General features: G+C 60.5%; 17 protein-coding genes and 2 pseudogenes. 11 read left to right on the plus strand and 8 right to left on the minus strand.

Annotation, left to right across the window (positions count from 1 at the left end; translation table 11 throughout):
- Positions 1-55 precede the first annotated feature (55 nt).
- The 7 genes from WOC76_RS05760 to WOC76_RS05790 all read left to right on the plus strand — a co-directional run bounded on the left by WOC76_RS05760 (position 56) and on the right by WOC76_RS05790 (position 6,116).
- Entirely contained in the window at positions 56-781 is a 726-nt protein-coding gene (locus WOC76_RS05760) for an energy transducer TonB (protein WP_341108354.1), read from the plus strand.
- A 24-nt stretch (positions 782-805) separates the two neighbouring features.
- Positions 806-1,483, plus strand: coding sequence for a MotA/TolQ/ExbB proton channel family protein (locus tag WOC76_RS05765; RefSeq protein ID WP_341108353.1), 678 nt, complete (start codon positions 806-808; stop codon positions 1,481-1,483).
- A gap of 22 nt (positions 1,484-1,505) precedes the next feature.
- On the plus strand, positions 1,506-2,003 hold the full coding sequence (locus WOC76_RS05770; protein WP_341108352.1) for a YaiI/YqxD family protein: 498 nt from the start codon (positions 1,506-1,508) through the stop codon (positions 2,001-2,003).
- A gap of 151 nt (positions 2,004-2,154) precedes the next feature.
- The gene (locus tag WOC76_RS05775; RefSeq protein WP_341431321.1) at positions 2,155-3,351 is read left to right on the plus strand and encodes an acyltransferase family protein; all 1,197 of its coding nucleotides are present in this window, start codon (positions 2,155-2,157) and stop codon (positions 3,349-3,351) included.
- Positions 3,352-3,878: 527 nt separating this feature from the next.
- On the plus strand, positions 3,879-4,196 hold the full coding sequence (locus WOC76_RS05780) for a winged helix-turn-helix domain-containing protein (RefSeq protein ID WP_341108350.1): 318 nt from the start codon (positions 3,879-3,881) through the stop codon (positions 4,194-4,196).
- The gene (locus tag WOC76_RS05785; protein WP_341108349.1) at positions 4,193-5,371 is read left to right on the plus strand and encodes a hypothetical protein; all 1,179 of its coding nucleotides are present in this window, start codon (positions 4,193-4,195) and stop codon (positions 5,369-5,371) included. Before WOC76_RS05780 ends, WOC76_RS05785 begins: the two co-directional genes overlap by 4 nt.
- A 139-nt stretch (positions 5,372-5,510) precedes the next feature.
- Positions 5,511-6,116, plus strand: a complete 606-nt coding sequence (locus tag WOC76_RS05790; protein ID WP_341108348.1) for a hypothetical protein — start codon at positions 5,511-5,513, stop codon at positions 6,114-6,116.
- Positions 6,117-6,360: 244 nt separating this feature from the next.
- On the opposite strand, the gene WOC76_RS05795 is transcribed toward WOC76_RS05790, so the two are convergent.
- From WOC76_RS05795 to WOC76_RS05810, 4 genes and pseudogenes are all read right to left on the minus strand, one after another.
- A complete protein-coding gene (locus tag WOC76_RS05795) occupies positions 6,361-6,810 on the minus strand; it encodes a protein tyrosine phosphatase family protein (RefSeq protein ID WP_341108347.1) in 450 nt (149 codons plus the stop codon).
- Between the two features lie 26 nt (positions 6,811-6,836).
- A pseudogene (locus WOC76_RS05800) lies at positions 6,837-7,365 on the minus strand (integrase); the annotation flags it as partial.
- 122 nt (positions 7,366-7,487) lie between these two features.
- Positions 7,488-7,829 (minus strand): zinc ribbon domain-containing protein YjdM, encoded by a 342-nt coding sequence (locus WOC76_RS05805; protein ID WP_341108842.1) that lies wholly within the window; start codon positions 7,827-7,829, stop codon positions 7,488-7,490.
- Between the two features lie 37 nt (positions 7,830-7,866).
- The gene (locus WOC76_RS05810; protein WP_341431322.1) at positions 7,867-8,037 is read right to left on the minus strand and encodes a hypothetical protein; all 171 of its coding nucleotides are present in this window, start codon (positions 8,035-8,037) and stop codon (positions 7,867-7,869) included.
- A gap of 404 nt (positions 8,038-8,441) precedes the next feature.
- On the opposite strand from WOC76_RS05810, the gene WOC76_RS05815 reads away from it, so the two are divergent.
- From WOC76_RS05815 to WOC76_RS05830, 4 genes are all read left to right on the plus strand, one after another.
- Positions 8,442-8,972, plus strand: a complete 531-nt coding sequence (locus WOC76_RS05815; RefSeq protein ID WP_341108344.1) for a flavin reductase family protein — start codon at positions 8,442-8,444, stop codon at positions 8,970-8,972.
- Between the two features lie 152 nt (positions 8,973-9,124).
- A complete protein-coding gene (locus tag WOC76_RS05820; RefSeq protein WP_341108343.1) occupies positions 9,125-10,339 on the plus strand; it encodes an efflux RND transporter periplasmic adaptor subunit in 1,215 nt (404 codons plus the stop codon).
- 23 nt (positions 10,340-10,362) lie between these two features.
- Positions 10,363-12,480 carry an ABC transporter permease gene (locus WOC76_RS05825; protein ID WP_341108341.1) on the plus strand — a complete coding sequence of 706 codons (2,118 nt, stop codon included), beginning with the start codon at positions 10,363-10,365 and terminating at the stop codon, positions 12,478-12,480.
- A 10-nt stretch (positions 12,481-12,490) separates the two neighbouring features.
- A complete protein-coding gene (locus WOC76_RS05830) occupies positions 12,491-12,838 on the plus strand; it encodes a c-type cytochrome (RefSeq protein ID WP_341108340.1) in 348 nt (115 codons plus the stop codon).
- Positions 12,839-13,125: 287 nt separating this feature from the next.
- On the opposite strand, the pseudogene WOC76_RS24255 reads toward WOC76_RS05830, so the two are convergent.
- The 4 genes and pseudogenes from WOC76_RS24255 to WOC76_RS05855 form a co-directional block, all read right to left on the minus strand.
- Positions 13,126-14,075: pseudogene (locus tag WOC76_RS24255) on the minus strand (slipin family protein).
- Positions 14,076-14,383: 308 nt separating this feature from the next.
- The gene (locus WOC76_RS05845; RefSeq protein ID WP_341108339.1) at positions 14,384-14,665 is read right to left on the minus strand and encodes a PLP-dependent transferase; all 282 of its coding nucleotides are present in this window, start codon (positions 14,663-14,665) and stop codon (positions 14,384-14,386) included.
- A gap of 99 nt (positions 14,666-14,764) precedes the next feature.
- A complete protein-coding gene (locus tag WOC76_RS05850; protein WP_341108337.1) occupies positions 14,765-15,097 on the minus strand; it encodes a hypothetical protein in 333 nt (110 codons plus the stop codon).
- A 129-nt stretch (positions 15,098-15,226) separates the two neighbouring features.
- Positions 15,227-17,203, minus strand: a complete 1,977-nt coding sequence (locus WOC76_RS05855) for an aconitate hydratase (RefSeq protein WP_341431324.1) — start codon at positions 17,201-17,203, stop codon at positions 15,227-15,229.
- Positions 17,204-17,273 lie beyond the last annotated feature (70 nt).

The raw sequence follows: 17,273 nt of genomic DNA on the forward strand, positions 1-17,273 counted from the left end.
GTGCTTCGGCGCCGCCTTTTCTTTTTCATCGATTCCCTTCCGCGCGAGATCAATCATGATGTTCCTGCACTTCGATCCCGCAGGCCGCCCGCCCTTGCGCCCCGACCGCATCTTTCCAGTCGCGACGGCCCTCGTCGTCGCCGCGCATGTCTTCGTTTTCGCGGTCTTCATGCAGGCGGCGCGGCCCAATCTGATTCCGCTCGGCTCGATCGGCACCGGGCTGGCGCCCGAGGGCGATTTCCTCGAAGTGGAGGCGATCAGCGAACAGGATTTGCCGCCCGACGCGCCCGAGCCGGAGGACGCGCGCGTCAAGGCGGACGAGAACGCCGCGCCGCCGCCGGTCGTCGCCGTTCCCGACGCACCGCGGCTGCCCGCAAGGAAGGACGCCGACCGCACGACCGAAAAACCCACTCCAAAGAGCGAGAAGAAGAGCAAAGAGCGGCGGAACGTCGCCTATGGAAATGAGCGACGCGAGGCGCAGGCGCGCCGCCGTTACGGCGCGCCCGGCGGCGGCGGTTCGGCGGGCGCGGGCGCGTCCCAGGCGACATGTCTCGCTTATGTTGCGGCGGCCTTGCGCCGTCATACGCCGGGCTCGACGAGGCTCGGCCCCGGAAGCGCCTTCGTCACCTTCCGAATTGCCGCCGGCGGCGGCATTGCGGTCGTCTCGGCCTCGGGCACGACGCCGGGTCACGCGGCCCTCGCGCGCCGCATCGTCTCCGCCGCGCGCGGGCCCGGCATATGCGGCGCGGCCTTTGTCTCCCAGAGCATCTATTTCGATTGACGCCCCAAGAGTGGAGGGAATCACATGGACATTCCGACACTGTCGCCGCTCGGCCTGTTTCTCAACGCGGGGCCCATCAGCAAGTTCGTCATGGGGATTCTGCTGTTGGCTTCCGTCTGGACCTGGGCGCTCATCATCGACGGGGCGATCGTCGCGCGGCGGATTTCCGCTTCCATCCGCTCAGCGCGCGAGGGAGGCGGCGTCGGAGTTCTCTGGCCCATCATGGACACGGCAAGGGAGGCGGCGCAGTTGCACATTCCCGGCGAAGGCGACGACGCGAGGCGCCGCCGCATTTCGAAGCGCGTGAATCAGGCCATGCAGGCGTTCCTGATCGACGCCAGGGGCGATTTGCCCAACCTCGCCGTTGTCTCCTCGGTCGGGCCTTTTGTCGGCCTTTTCGGCACGGTCTGGGGAATCATGTCGAGCTTCGCAGGGATCGCCGCGACGCAGGACACGAGTCTTGCAGTTGTCGCCCCCGGCATCGCGGAGGCGCTCGCGGCGACTTCTTACGGGCTCGCGGCGGCGATTCCCGCTGCGATCGGGTATAATCGTCTCGGCGCGACCATGTCGGGCCTGAGCGATGAAATCGCCGCCCTCATGAACGCCGCCGTCGCCAATGGCGATGTCGCGCCATCGGTGGCCTTGCGCCGCGCCAGAGTGGCCGTAGATGAGGGCGATCCGCTTTTCGTAAAGATGCGTTGATGAATCGTGCTATCTTACCGTCGTGACCATCAGGATTTACATCGACGCTGACGCCTGTCCGGTGAAGGAGGAGACCTATAAAGTCGCCATCCGTTACGGGTTGCAGACCTTCGTGATTTCTAACAGCTTCATGCAAATTCCGCCCTCGCCGCTGATCGCCAGGATCGTCGTGAACGCCGGCCCGGATGTCGCCGATGACTGGATCGCGGAGCATGTCGTTGCGGGCGATGTGGTCATCACCAGCGATATTCCCCTCGCCGCGCGCGTCCTGGCTAAAAAGGCGCATGCAATTGCGCCCTATGGACGCCTCTTTACAGAAGACTCGATCGGCTTGGCTCTGGCGCAGCGCTCTCTCATGGAGCATATCCGCTCGACAGGCGAGACGACCGGCGGCCCGCCACCATTTTCTGCCGCAAATCGGTCGCGTTTCCTTCAGGCCCTCGACCAAACGATCGCCCGCGAAAGACGGAAGCGTGCGTTGCCAGAACTTGGGCATACACGTGAAGAACGCGGACCATAACCGAGGGCTTATCCTGGACGTCTGCCTCATCTCTCTTCGAGGTTTGTTTTTATCCCCCACGGGTAGCGCGGCGGTCGCTTTTTTCGGCTATTTTCATGAAAAGGCCGCTATGGGCGAACTATGAACTTTTTTTTCGCGAAAGTTGGGTGCCATGCCTAATACCGGTTTCCTGAATGGGTTGCGTGCGCTCGCTGCTTTTAGCGTCTTGGCTTGCCACGTAATGATCTGGTCGGGCTGGTCGAGTTTCGGGGTGCCTCTGCTTCCCGGACCCGGCGCAGTGGCCAAGATGGCCGTGGATTTATTTATGATTTTGTCAGGTTTCCTGATGGCCTTTAACGCGCATAAACGCATCAATGAACCTATGACCAGACTGGACTCATGGTCGAAATTTTATATTAGACGGTTTTTCCGGATCGCACCCGGTTATTACGCCAGTTTGGTTGTCGCTCTGCTGCTGTCGAAGCCCTTCCTGTCTGGATATGCGACATTGGCCGATCGACTGCCCGGTCTCGCTGAATCTTTCTATAATGGGAAAGCGATTGATTATTCGGCAACGAACATTTTATTGCACGTGACGTTTCTTTTCGGGCTTTTCCCTGAATGGTCATTCTCGACGCAGTTGCCCGATTGGAGCTTGGGTCTGGAAATGCAGTTTTACGTCATATTTCCCTTGCTGACAGTTGTCGCGATGCGGTGGGGCGTATTGAGGGTGTGCATTCCAATGGTCCCGTTATGCCTAATTGCTACAGCTCTCTTGGCGCCCGGGTTTCGCGAGCCGTCACTCATTCTTTTCAAACTCCCGGTCTTCTACGCCGGGATGCTGTTGTTTTTTGCGTCAGTCTCGTCCCAGAAACAAGAAAAGCTGGCGCTGAATTCCGTCGCCCTGCTCCTCACTCTCACGCAAGTCCAATTTTATGGAAAAGTCGGCGTGCTTCTTGTTCTGGCTCCGCTCTTGATCGCTTTCAAATGTGCAACTCCAGGCAATGCTGTCGCTCGACAATTGGATTGGGCGATAGGCCGAGTTTTGGACAACAGGTTTGCCCGAGTTGGCTCTGATCTTTCCTACCCGGTTTATCTGTTCCACGGGTTTTTCATCGCCATCATTGGCGGCGCGTTATTTGGGAGCGGGGCATTTGTGGCGTTGGATCCGCATGCAAGGACAGCTATTCTTTTCGTCAGCGTCCTTGTCGGGACAGTTGGGGCGTCAATAATAGTGCATCGATTCGTCGAAAAGCCGGGAATAAATGCAGGAAAACATCTCGTCGGCCTTCTGAAACGACCGGAAGGCGATGACGGCGTTGCCGCTCGGCTGGCCGTCGCGCGCGCGAGTCGACGGGCGGATCGATGAGAATGACAGGCTGGGGCGGCGCTGTTAGCAGGTAGCTCTCTGCCCCATGGAGGAATGATGCTGTGATGGGCGAAAGGGGATAAAACCCCCTGATTTTGCCTTAGACGGATAACGGATAATTGATTTCATGGCGAGAGAGACGGGGCTCGAACCCGCGACCTCCGGCGTGACAGGCCGGAGGTTTCGCAATCAGATCAAGGGCTTTCAGAGAGTTTGCTCACGGGAAGTCCCTTTACTTTCAGTTCGCGCATTTCGCGCAGTCTGAAAAGCGGCAGGGGGTGCAACGCGGCAAAAGAAAACGCCGTGCTGGGGATGAGAGTCCAGCACGGCGCCAACAATTCGATTAGGAAACCAGGCAAGCTTCACCAGAAAACCTATACCGACTTGCCTGCGGCGGCAACGGTTTTTCCGGCGGACGACACCTTGCAGAAGCTGATCACGGTTTCGCGCTGCGACCTTGATCAGCGCTTGATCAGGATCGCTTCGGACGATTTTGACGCCCCACCCTCTAGCTCAGGGTGGCGGAAATGAGCAAGCTCGCCATCAAGCGCGCGTTCGCTATTCGGAACGAAAAACTCACGCCCTGCTCCCGGCTCGTCTTGGTCGCCATCTGTGACGAGATTGAGCACGACCGCGCCCTCACATGCTCGATCAGCCAAAACAAGATCGGCCGGAAGGTCGGTGTGACCCATAACACTGTTGCTCGGCGCGTCGCCGATCTCTGCGAGCTTGGATACCTGACTGTCACCCGTCAGCGCGACGCACGCGGTTATCAGAAGACGAATATTTACCGCGTCAATCTGCCGGTCGGGGCCGAGCCCTCTTGCGATGGGGGCCGCTCATGATCGGCCAGAACATCTTTCGGGAGAAACATCGTGAACGGTTCCTTACCGTTGACAAAGCGAAATTTTCTGGTCGTCTCTCTGCTGAGGCGCTCGGCGTCCACGACTACTTACTGAGCAAGCCGGACGACTGGATAATCTGCGAGGCTCACATTCGAAATCGCTTCGGATGGGGCCGCAAAAAATATCAAAGAGTCATGCGCGAGCTGCGTAGCGCTGGCTACCTGCAGCTTCAACCGATCCAATCCGCGGTGGGCCGGTTCGTCGGAACTAAATACGTCTTGTTTGAAAAAGCCCAGCAGGAGGATGTTAAGAGCAAAAGTCTGTGCCTTGACAGTGAAAAAGTGGCTTACACCGAGAGGTCACTTTTATCGCCCGGCGGCAAAGGGGGCTCCATAGAGTATAACGATCTTAGACTGAATAAAGATTACCCTCCCTCCCCCCGCGATCAGGCAGAGGAAAAAACTGGGGGGCATGCGCAAGCGCAGGAATTCGATGACGAAGAGGAGGCGGAGAGGGCCGCCCTCATCCTCCGAGGCCAGGACCGCGGAGAGGCTTTCTTGGCATTCGATAGGAAATCCAAGAGACCGCCGATCATCGAGAAACCGCAGCAGAGCCGAGAGGACGTGCCCCCAAAAGCGAGGCGGTTCAAGCAATTCCGTTCTGAGATAACGATCAAAAACAACGGTCAGAAACGCGGGAGCGGTATCGCCATAGGGTGCAGTTCTCCAAGGAATACTGAGGGCGTTTCCCAGGACGATCTAGACCGGTTTGAGCGCTTCGTCGCTGCTTGGCAATTCATGCCAGGCCGAGAGAACATCGATGCGGCAAAGCGTGCTTTCCTATCGCTTGGCGCTTTGGATCGGGAGCTTTGTATTAAAGGCGCGGAAGCGCTGCAAGTCCCTCCGGAGCGCCGCGTCTTTGCCGTGACGTTCATCCGACAGAGGCAATGGGTGTTCCAGCGCAAGGGCGCAAATGTGCAGCCATGCGAGTTCACGAACCCGTTGAAAGGCCGAGCCGTCGAACACGACGCGATACCGCTTCCAAATGGCCAGATTTTTCTGAAGCCAGGATCACCCGAGCTCAGCGCCCGGGAAGAATGGGAACGGCGGCAGTTTGGAAAAGCCAAGGGCGGCTGCTTCAGGCCGACGCTCTGGCCGCCGACTGACGACTCATGACGACTACCGGGGCCGGTTGCCTTCTCGGGTCCTTCCTCCGCCTGGCCAACAGGGAGAAGGCGGGGGTCCGGGGGAGGAAACGAAATCTATATTTTTATTAGGGTTTAATATGCTGACGGGTTAAAGGAATCCGGTTGATATGGACACTAAGGTTGAAGACGAAGAGGACTGGGCGAGCTTGTCCGATATCGCCAGATTGCGAGGCATAACGCCCCAAGCTGTGTGGAAACGGGTTCGTTCATTCGAGCTGCGTGGCCAGCTTCCAACCCGCCGAAGGGGCAGGGCCAAGCTAATACATTTGCCCTCCTTTGACGCCCTCGCGGCCGCAACTCACGATCCCGCGCAAGAGCTGCGAAACAGGAACGTTAGGCGTCGCGCTCGCAGCCCGACATCGCTCCCCATTGAGTCGCCGCCGGAGCCGTCGAAATTTAATGACGCGGCCGCCCGCGAGAAAAACGCCAAGGCTGAACTTGCTGAAATCCAGCTTGCACAAAAGCGCGGCGAGCTTGTCCCCGTCCGTGAGATAGAGGCGGCGACGATTGAGGCCGGCACGAAGATCACGCAACGGTTGAACGCCATGAAGGCGCAGACCGGAAGGCTTTACGCCGCCGCAAAAGGCGGGGAAGAAGCACTTCACATTGAGTTGCTTGCCCTCGTCGATGCAACGATCGCCGCGATCGGCGAAGAAATGATGCAGCTCGCCGCGAATGGTAATGTTGCTGATGAAGCAACAAAAACTCATTAATCAGGCGAAGACCACCTTCTATGCAGGTCGGGCGACCGAAGAGACTAAGCGGTGGCGGATGGAACATGGACTTCGGACCCCAGAGACTGGAAGCCGAATCTCGCGCACCCGTCCCAGGACAACCCCCAAAGCCTATCGGCTCGGCTGGAAGTCTGCCCGCGCTTGGCGCTGCAAGGCGCCTTGAGAGAGACCGCAGAGAGAGGCGGGATGATGGCCGGAAAGTCCCCTATGGCTGTGGCGCCCCTCATTCGCCGGCGTGCGATTGTTTTACAAAGGCCATCCAAATTGAGTCAGGGCCCCAGACGGCGTCGAGGTCCACACGCGCTATTTCTGGGTCCATGCCAATCACATTGACGCGGTAGCGATAGAAGAATGCCGATACGCGGTAATTGGCGATGCAATGCACATGAGTCGGGGCTTCGCCCGTCTGTTCGAGCGCGACGCAGAATGCGGCGAAGTCGCTTTCCGTCGGATTTTGGAAATCCACCGGGATGTGGATGTAGCTCATGCCCAAGGCCGCCACGGTCGCCGTTTCGTCCGGGAGCGCCTTTTCGTGGCTGTGCGGCGCGAGATTGATGACATAGCGCACCCCGAGCGCTGCGATGTTCGTCAGTTCTGCTTCGGTTGGCTGGCCGGAGGTGGTTATCCGGTCGTCGAGGCGACGCCAATGATGGATGGACTCAGGATCGCGCATGGGCGGATCACCCCTCTCCTATGTCGAAGCCCCGCGGCCTTTGTGAGATTGACCTTAAAGCGATCGCGCTTGCGTTGGTAGCGGCGGGTCATTTCGGGGGAAGCGTGGCCGAGGCGCTGTTGCACATGGGCTTCCTCGATCCGCGCCGAAGAGGCGAGGCCGGCGCGTAAGGAGTGGCCGGAGAAGGCGCGTCGGCGTTCGCCTTCAGAGAGACCGCCGCGCAGGCCGGCGGCGAGCACGCATTTCTGCACGAGGCCGGCGACATGTTTGTTGGAGAGCCGCTCGGGCCAGACGCCGCCATTCTTGCGGGCAATGGGCCGAAACACAGGGCCCCGCGCGACCCAACCGAGTTTGAGCCAAGGTTCGAGCAGGACGACAGGGCAGGTGAGGGGGGGACGAGCCGCGGCCGATCTCGACCTCGCGCCAGCCGGTCTTGCCGTTGAGGGTCAGGAGCACGCCGCCGCCGTTTTGGTCGGCGCCGACGATCTCGATCCACCCGGTCCCGCCCTAGGTCTGATCGGCACCGCAGTCGAGGCCGATGATTTCCGAGCGTCGAGGCTGCGGGCGAAGCTGATGGCATTAGGCAAGGCGGCCAAATAAGTAAATCAAGTCTGCGGGCGGCGAAGCCGCCGGGGGTCGGAACGCTGGACGACATAGCTGGCGCCGGGCCCGGCGCATCACGCTTTCCGGACAAACTCCGATTTTAGATACATCGCGCCGATGCCGTCGATTTTGCACGCGATATTGTGACCGTCGACTGCGTCGTCAACCAAGCGGATGTTCTTGACCTTGGTGCCGCTTTTAACAGTGGACGATGATCCTTTGACTTTCAAATCCTTGATCAAACTAACTGTATCGCCTGTCACCAGCAGATTGCCATTGGCGTCGCGCACGCCTTCGTCTTGCGCCGGACTTTCGGGCGCAGCCTCCGCTTCGCTCCATTCATGCGCGCATTCTGGGCAAGTCCACAAAGCGCCGTCCTGATAAGGATATTCCGAACCGCATTTTGGACACTTCATGTTCATTTCCTGTATCTTAGAGGGAGTTCGCGCTGTCCTACTCTATCTGCGGCTGAAACGGAACCGGCGCCAACTCTGAGGGGTTTGCCGGTAAGAAGGCGTTCTCGGAGCGGGCGTTGCGGGCGTAGGCGCGCGCTTTTTGGGTGCGCGCCGCGAGGTGAGGGGCGGGCTCGGCGAGCGCCCTGCCGCCGGTCTTGTCCTTGCCCATTTCAGCCATTCTCGCCCTCGCTTGCGCTCCCGGGGCGAGCCCGGGGATCGAAAATCCGACGCCTGGGCGCGCTGCGGGCGGCCCAAAAGCCGCTTTCCGGCCCAGTATAGCAGGGGGTTTGCCCTATGTCCGATAAGCGCACATTATCGGACATCCAGACAGGACGACGGGCCCGGCGGATAGCGGCCGAAAACAGGTGACAAAGCGCCGTCGTCGGTTACGATTCTTGCCATGCATTTGCGTGATTCGATGCTGGCGCGCGAAGTCGTCTCAGCCGCCGGCGTCGTCCCCCAAGCGCCTCCGGCGGGCACGCCGCGCCGAGTGCTGGCCGCGAATAACGCGCAGATTTAACCGCTTAGTCCGCCGGGCCGCGGGTTCAAACCGCGAAGGGTGGGAAATGCATCATGAGAGATTTGCCTTTGTCCAAGGTGTATCAGTTGATCGAGCCGGGCCCGGTTGTCCTGCTCACAACGGGGCATGACGGCGCGCGGAACGTCATGACCATGTCCTGGCATATGATGGTGGACTTCAATCCGCCGCTGATCGCCTGCATCGTCAGCGACCGGGATCACAGTTTCGTGGCGCTGCGTGCGACGAAGGAATGCGTGATCGCGATCCCGGCTGTTGAACTCGCGGCGAAAGTCGTCGCGATCGGCAACTGCTCCGGCCGGGAAATCGACAAGTTTGCGACCTTCTGCCTGACGCCAAAGGCGGCCAGGCGTGTTTCGGCGCCCCTGATCGCCGAGTGCTTCGCCAACATCGAATGCAGGGTGGTGGATACGCGCCTCGTGAACAAATATGGCCTGTTCGTTCTGGAAGGTCTCAAGGCGTGGGTCGATCCGTCGAAGAAAAATTCAAAAACGATCCATCATCAGGGCTTCGGCAGGTTCGTCGTCGACGGCGACACGATCGAGTTGGCGTCGCGGATGCCCTGACCCGGCGCGCTTGTTTGATCGGCTGCGAGGCGTTCTCGCGCCGGCCAGGCCGCCCGGTGTGACGCGGCGCCTGCCTGAGACGCATATCTTAATTTGCGTCATGCCCGCGTAAAATCTGTTAAATCTACTCAGTGAATGCCCGATGCGGTCACATGGTCATGACGGCCGAAGAAGCAGCCAGTCCGAAAATACAGAGACGCCTCGCTCGAAAGGGCCTCGGGCTTGTCCTCGCGCTTCTCGGCGCCAGCGCGATCGCGTTTGCCGGCTTTGAAATATCCCGCCTCGTGGGGAAGGGGGCGGGCGTGCGCTACCTTACGCAAAAGGTTACGCGCGGAGCGGTCGTCAAGGCGGTGACCACCAGCGGCACGGTGAACCCCGTCATCACGGTGCAGGTTGGAACCTATGTCTCGGGCGTCATCCAGGCGCGTTACTGCGACTACAATACGAAAGTCACGAAGGGCCAGGTCTGCGCGAAAATCGATCCAAGACCCTATCAGGTGATTGTCGATCAGAGCCGCGCCACCCTCGGCGTGGGGCAAGCCCAGCTGGTCAAGGATCAGGCGGATCTTGCTTATGCAAAGGTCGCCTATGAGCGCAACAGGAGACTCGTCGCGACGAAGTCCGTTTCGCAGGACGTTCTCGACTCCTCCAAGGCCGCGCTCGATCGGGCGATGGCCCAGATCGGACTGGATCAGGCGACCATCGCCTTGCAGCAGGCACAGCTGCACGCCGCGGAGATCAATCTCGGCTACACGGACATTGTGTCGCCGGTCGACGGCACTGTCGTCAGCCGCAGCGTCGAAATGGGCCAGACAGTCGCTGCAAGCTTCCAGACGCCGACCCTCTTCCTCGTCGCGACGGATCTGACGTCGATGCAGGTCGACACCAATGTCTCCGAGAGCGACATCGGCGCCGTCAAGCGCGGCGATAAGGCGACGTTCACGGTCGAGTCCTTCCCCAATCGAACCTTTTCGGGAAAGGTGACCGAGGTCAGGCAATCGCCGCAGACCATTCAGAACGTCGTGACCTATGACGCCGTGGTCGGCGTGCGCAATCAAGACCAGGCCCTGAAGCCCGGAATGACGGCGACGACGCGCATCGTCGTCGACGAGCGGCAGGATGTCCTGCGGGTTCCCGACCAGGCGCTTCGCTATCAGCCGGGCGGCGTTCCCGGCCTTACCGGCGCTCCGCCGCCGGTCGATCTGAACGGCGGCGTTAGAGTCTGGGTGTTGCGCGGCGGCGAGCCGCAAATGGTAGTGATCATGACTGGACTCGACGATGACGCCTTCACGGAAGTCATCAAGGGAGACCTTCAGGCCGGCGACGAGGTCATCGTGGGCGAAGCGACCCCGAACCCATCGCCCTGACCCTCGAACATGAGGCACCGGTCGTGAAGGCGTCGAATATCATCATCGAGGTTAGAGGCCTGACCAGAACCTTCACAGTGGGGGACGTGGACGTGCGCGCCTTGCGAGGCGTGAACCTCTCCATCGAGCGCGGAGAGTTCGTGGCGATCATGGGCGCGTCCGGCTCCGGCAAATCGACTCTCATGGCGATATTGGGCTGCCTGGATTCAGCGACTGCCGGCCGCTACTTTTTCGAAGGTCTCGACGTCGCGGCGCTCGACGAACCGCAGCTTGCGAGGCTGCGTCGTGAAAAGCTCGGCTTTGTCTTCCAGAGCTTCAATCTGCTCGCCCGCACGAGCGCGATCGAGAACGTCGCTTTGCCGCTCTTCTATTCGGATGAGGCCATCGAGGGCGCGCAACGGCTCGAGAGGGCGCGCGCCGCTCTTGAACTGCTTGGCCTGGGCGACCGGGCGCAGAATACTCCAGCGCAGCTTTCGGGCGGCCAGCAACAACGGGTGGCGATCGCTCGGGCCCTCATCAATGGGCCTTCCGTGCTGTTCGCAGACGAACCTACAGGCAACCTGGACACGAAGACCTCGCATGAAATCATGGAGAGGCTGCTCTCGTTGAACAGGGACCAGGGCTTGACTGTAATCGTGGTCACGCATGAGCCGGACATCGCCGCCTACGCAGGCCGGGTGATCACGATGCGCGACGGCCAGATCGCGTCTGATGAGCGGCGCGCCGGCCCGGCGCCGTCGCGTCCGCCGACGCCACAGCAGAAAGAGGCGTCGGCCGCGATGACGATCCTTCATTCCTCGCGGCCGGCAAAAGGGGCGCTTGCGCAAGTCTCGACGCTCGCCTTCGCGTCGATGATCGTAACAGCGGCCGTTCAGGCGATCGCGCGCAACAAGCTGCGCTCCGCCCTGACCATGCTCGGCGTGTTCATCGGCGTCGCCGCTCTTATCGCCATGGTGGCGGTGGGCAATGGCGCGAACGCCGCGGTCCGCAAGCAGATCGAAAGCCTGGGAACCAATCTCGCCGTCGTGCTGCCCGGCGCCGTGCTGACAGGCGGGGCGCGCGCAGGATTTGGCAGCGCCTCCACGCTGACGGTGGCGGACGCGCAGGCGATCCGCCGCGAGGCCCCAGAGGTTGGACTCGTTGCCTATCTGATGCGGCAGATGGGCCAGGTGCAGCTGCGCAACCAAAACTGGACGACAAACATCCAGGCGGTCTCGCTGAATTATCCCCCCGTCACGAATTGGCGGATCGCCGAGGGGCGCGGGATCGGCGCCGACGACGAAAGAAGCGGCGCCCTCGTCGTCGTCATCGGCCACACTGTCTACAAGCAGCTGTTTGCGCGCGGCGAGAATCCACTCGGGACCACGATCTTGGTCAAAGGGTCGCCGTTGCGCGTGGTCGGCGTGCTTGCGACAAAGGGCCAGAGCATGTGGGGGCAGGACCAGGACGATCTGGTCATGATTCCCTTCAAGACAGGGGAACGGAAGGTTCTCGGCGTCGCCGCGCCCAACCAGCCCACAAATCTCACAAGCCTCTATCCGCCGCCGCCCAATCCGTTCAATCTGCAGCCGCGCCTGACCGGCTACGTCAATTCCATCTATGTGCAGGCGACGGCGCAGAATAGAATTCCGGCGGCGATCGCCGACATCAACCGCATCCTGATGCGACGCCACCGGATCAGGCCGACGGACATCAAGGATTTCGACATCCGCAACCTGAGCCAGATCGCCGAGACCGCGGAAGGCAGCAGCAAGGTGATGGCCGTTCTGCTCGCCATCGTCGCCTCTATCTCGCTGCTTGTCGGCGGCATCGGGATCATGAACATTCTCCTCGTCTCGGTCACCGAGCGCACGCGCGAAATCGGCCTGCGCATGGCTGTCGGGGCTCAGCGGCTGCACGTCCTGACGCAGTTTCTTGCGGAAGCCGTGCTGATCAGCATCAGCGGCGGGCTGGCGGGGATAGCGGCGGGCGTCGCGATCTCCGAGGTGATCGCAATTTTTTCCGCTTGGTCATCTCCTGTTTCCTTCGGGGCGATCGCGATCGGTTTTGTCTTCTCCGTCGCCGTGGGTGTGTTCTTCGGCTATTATCCTGCCAGAAAAGCAGCGCAGCTCGATCCCATACAGGCGCTGCGATATGAATAAGGCGGGGGGCATGCGGTCGTTGATTGTCGTCCTCTGGTCGCTCATCGGCCTCGTGATGGCCAGCTCCTGCGCGGGCGAGGAAGCCAAGCCTAGCGGCGCTCTTGTTGCGGCCGGTCACGACTTCGCGCTTCAGGCCTGCGCGGCGTGCCATGTGGCCGCAAAGGACCAGGCGTCGAAGCCGATATTGAAGCCGCCGGCGCCGAGCTTTCTCTCGATCGCGGGCCGACAAACGACAACCGAGGTCTCTCTGCGCCAGTTTCTCAGCAAGCCGCATGGGAAGATGCCCAATCCCGAGCTTGCCAATTTCGAGATCGACGAAGTGGTCGCCTATTTGTTGAGCCTGAAGCCAAAAAGGTAGCGCCTTACAGGGAGAAACGCGCGCCTCCACCTAGCCCGCGCGCGATCTGCCGTCTGCGGCAGCTTGATGATCTTCTTCGCGCGCAGGCGACGCAGATCGAATTGCGGATTGGCCGGAGCAATGTCGCGCCATCGAGCCGGATTTCCATAGAGCTTGCCCGCGACGCCGCTGAGTGTGTGGCCCGCTTGGATCTTATAGTTTCGCGGCGGCGGGTAGTGGCGCGCTTCCGTCGCTTCCTCTTCGGCCGGCGGCTGCGCGGCCGTCTTTCCAGTTGTGCTTTAGCGTCGTTACTGTTCCGAAGCTGGCTCCGACGACGGCGCCCCCGACCATGGGCCGGCCGCCTCAGATTCAGGCGTCTTTTGACTCAAGCGCGCCGATAACGCCGTTGCCCCAGCGAGTCCGCCGAGCTGCATCGTTTCGACGGCCGTGCTCGGCACGATGACGATCGTGGCGTTTTCCTTCTTCAGCCCCTCGTAGAGCATGTTCATCGCCCGCAAATGGAAAGCGGTTGGATTATCGGCGTAAGCCTTGGCCGCCTCGCCGAATTTCTCGGCGATTTGGCGCTCCGAATCGCCGAGGATGACACGCGCTTGGCGTTCGCGTTCCGCTTGCGCCTGCATAGACATGGCGTCCTCCAAGGCGGACGGGATCAGCACATCCTTTACCTCCACTGAGATAACGTTGATGCCCCAGGGCTCGGTCCTGACGTCGATAATCCGTCGGAGTTCGACGCTGATTTTCTCGCGTCCCTCCAGCATATCCGAGAGCAGGGTTTTGCCGATCACGTCGCGCAACGCCGTCTGCGCCGCCCAGTTTATGGCGCTCTCATAGTCGGCGACGTCAAGCGCCGCCTTTTTTGGGTCGACGACCTTCCAGAACAACACGGCGTCAAGTCGACCGGCACCGTATCCTTGGTAAGCGTTTTTTCCGCCTTGAACGCGGTGGTGATCACACGAATGTCGATCCAATAGGCGACGACGTCGATGATCGGAATGATGAGGAACAGCCCGGGGCCCTTGAGGGCGCGAAAGCGTCCGAGCCGCAGAACCACGACCCGTTCCCATTGATTGGCAATCTTGATCGAGTAGGAGACGATCAAGGCCGCCATTGCCGAGACAACGGCGATCAACGCGCTTTTGTGCGGGTCGCCAAGCTCGAGACTAGCGTAGGAAACGCTCAAGCCGGCGCCCAGCAGCAATACGAAGATCAAGATAGGCAGGGCGTTGGAGTTTCTCATCTCGGTTCTCCTCCCGAACAGGTCGGGCGCGATAGAGCCGATAGAACCGGCGCATGTTTTTGGCCGCGTTTATGCGATGGGGACAGATGGCGTCCATGACGCCTGATTCTGAGCCGTGGCGCTGGGTCGGTCAAGGAGCACGTGGGTAGAGCGGACCGCTCAACGTGCGGCCTCATCCGATGTCGAGACACATGACCCATTAAATACGGCAGCAATTCCAGTTGAGCTGGGTTCCTGTCTCAGACCGTGGGGGCCGGGCAGGGTCCCGATCCCTTCGACTCTTCGGCAGGCCGGCAGCTTTCGCAAGGTCAGGGTTCCGAGGCTGCATGCAACGCCTGCTGAATGTCGCTTTCAATATCTGCCTGCGTCTCAAGCCCGACTGAGATCCGGACTAGACCCTCGCTGATCCCGTATCGCTCTCTCTCGCCGGTCATGCAGCGCAAGGCCTCCTGCCGGATGGCGTCAACGTGTTTTTTGGAGCCGAGAATCGCGCCGGCGACGAGGTCGCCGCGGTTTGTCCGCCATTGCGAGCGATTTCCCCGCTGCTTTTCCGGGTCCATTGAAGCGAAAATTCGTTTCGCGCCACCCATGCTGGTCCCCCGCTTGTGAATCCGGCAGGTTACTTAGGTCAGGCTCAGGGCCGGGCCATTACGCCATCTCAGAACTCGCGGTTTATGATAGCCGCTCTCTCATTTCCCCTTGCGACTTCGGTCGCGGGCGTTGCCAGTTCTGAAAGTCGCGTCTAGTCGATTTCCGAAGCTTTGGAAGGAGGCGTCTACGTCAAATGCGACCTGAGCCATTCCTGCCTTCAGCCGTGCAAATAAGCCAGACCCCTCTGCGTTCAATGCCCGTAATCTCTTTTCCCATGCATCGTATCGTTCTTGCATCTCAGAGACTTTTCCCCGCATCTCGATCATTTCAAGCTCGTTTGCGGGGGCTGTTTTTCGGCGAGCTTCGAAGATGCGTTCGGCAAGAAGTTCGAGACGACTTTCGAGACCCGGATGTAAGCCTAGCCTTTCCATGTTTTGCTTCCTCTTTTGCCGGTGATGGACGAGTACGGGCGAAATTTTTGTTGCGGCCGTTCGCCTCGAGGGGGTTGGCGCTGAGAGGTTTCCAAGCGGTCCACGCCGCCTGGAAAGGTTGCTCAGATGCTAGATGGCCGGGGTAAGCACGGCGCCCTCACGTTCCTCGTTCATGTTACTTCGACGGAAATTTACGACGCCGCCGGCGAGGATAACCTTGACTTGATCGGGCGTGAGATCATGGTGCGCCTCAATCGCGGCGTTAGCGGATCTCAACAGGATCCTATCGCTGTTTGCCAGCGTTTTTCGCAAGTCTTCCACCCGCAACGTGTCGCCGACTGCGAGGCGGTCGTAATCTCCCTCATTGATAAAGACGAGGGGGAGAATTCCGTAATTGATGAGATTTTGGCGATGGATGCGGGCGAAGCTCTTCGCAATCACCATCCTCAGGCCAAGATAACGGGGCGCGGCGGCGGCATGCTCGCGCGAGGAGCCTTGCCCGTAATTCTCGCCGGCGATAACCGCATGTCCCGGCGGTTGGCCGATGGCTCGAGCGTGATCGACATAAGAGGGGTCGATCCGTTCGAAGGAAAAGTCTGCGATCTTTTGAAGGTTCGAACGATAAGGTAAGGCTTTTGCTCCGGCCGGCAGGATCTCATCTGTCGAAACGTCGTCTCGCATCTTGAGAAGCACAGGTAGCGTCAGTGCGTCGGGGAGCGGATCGAAATGAGGCAACGAAGTGATGTTCGCCCCCTTTACCAGCGCGACCTTACGCGCCTGCTCAATCGCTAGCGGTGGCTCGTATAACGAGGCCGATGAAGGAGGAATCGCCGGTTGTCGGAGCGGCGGATATGTGATGCCCAATGTTCTCGGGTCGGTAATTTTGCCGACAAGCGCAGAGGCGGCCGCTGTTTCTGGAGAACAGAGAAATACCGAGTCTTCTTCCGTTCCGGAGCGTCCGGGGAAATTGCGAGGCGTCGTGCGCAGGGAATTTCGTCCGATCGCTGGAGCTTGCCCCATGCCGATGCATCCGTTGCATCCGGTCTGATGGACGCGCGCGCCCGCCGCGACGAGCGCGCCAAGGCGACCGTCACTAATCAGCATCTCAAGGACCTGCCGGGATGTGGGATTGATATCCAACGACACGCCGGGCGGAACCATTCGGTCTCGAACGATCTCCGCGGCGATGGCGAAGTCTCGCCATCCTGGATTGGCTGAGGACCCAATGTAGGCCTGGGCGATCTCTTCGCCCTGAACCTCTCGGACCGCGACGACCTTGCCAGGGCTCGATGGTTTGGCGATGAGCGGCTCCAGCTTCGAAAGATCGATGTAGTCGTGCTGGTGATAGCCGCAGCCCGGCTCCGCCGCGAGCTCGCGCCAATCCTGGCCTCGGCCCTGGGCCTCGAGAAAGGCTCGGGTGACCGAATCGGAGGGAAATATCGAGGTGGTGGCGCCGAGCTCCGCGCCCATATTGGCGATCACATGCCTGTCCCACGCGGTCAGGTTCCGCAACCCATCGCCATGATATTCGATAATCCTGCCGACGCCGCCGGCGACGCCGTGGCGTCGGAGCATCTCAAGGATGACATCCTTAGCGCTGACCCACTCCGGGAGCGATCCGCTCAGTTCCACGCCGAAGATCGCGGGCGTTGTGGTCGAATATGGTTCGCCCGCGATCGCAAGCGCGACATCAAGTCCGCCTGCGCCAATCGCCAGCATGCAAAGCGCGCCAGCAGCGGGCGTATGGCTGTCCGATCCCAGCAAAGACGCGCCGGGGCGCCCGAAGCGCTCCATGTGCACGACATGGCTGATGCCGTTGCCCGGCCGGGAATACCAAATGCCGAACCGCTGGCACGCGCTTTCGAGGAAGAGATGATCCTCGGCATTCAGATTGTCGATTTGCAATAGATTGTGATCGACATATTGCACGCTCACCTCTGTCTTCGCTCGATCGAGCTGCAGAGCCTCGAGCGTTAGCATCGCAAGGGTGCCCGTCGCATCTTGAGTGAGCGTCTGATCAATGCGCAACATCAGGGGCGCGCCGACGTCGCCGCCCCCGCTGACGCAATGGCTTTTAATTAGTTTTTGGGCGACGTTCATGGCCATTTTGACACCGAAGAGCGCTCTTCTAAGCGCCGTCCCTTTTGGCCAGAAATAGTGCGAAGCGCTTGAATTG

This window comes from Methylocystis sp. IM3, from assembly GCF_038070105.1.
In the GTDB taxonomy this organism is placed as follows: Bacteria; Pseudomonadota; Alphaproteobacteria; order Rhizobiales; family Beijerinckiaceae; genus Methylocystis.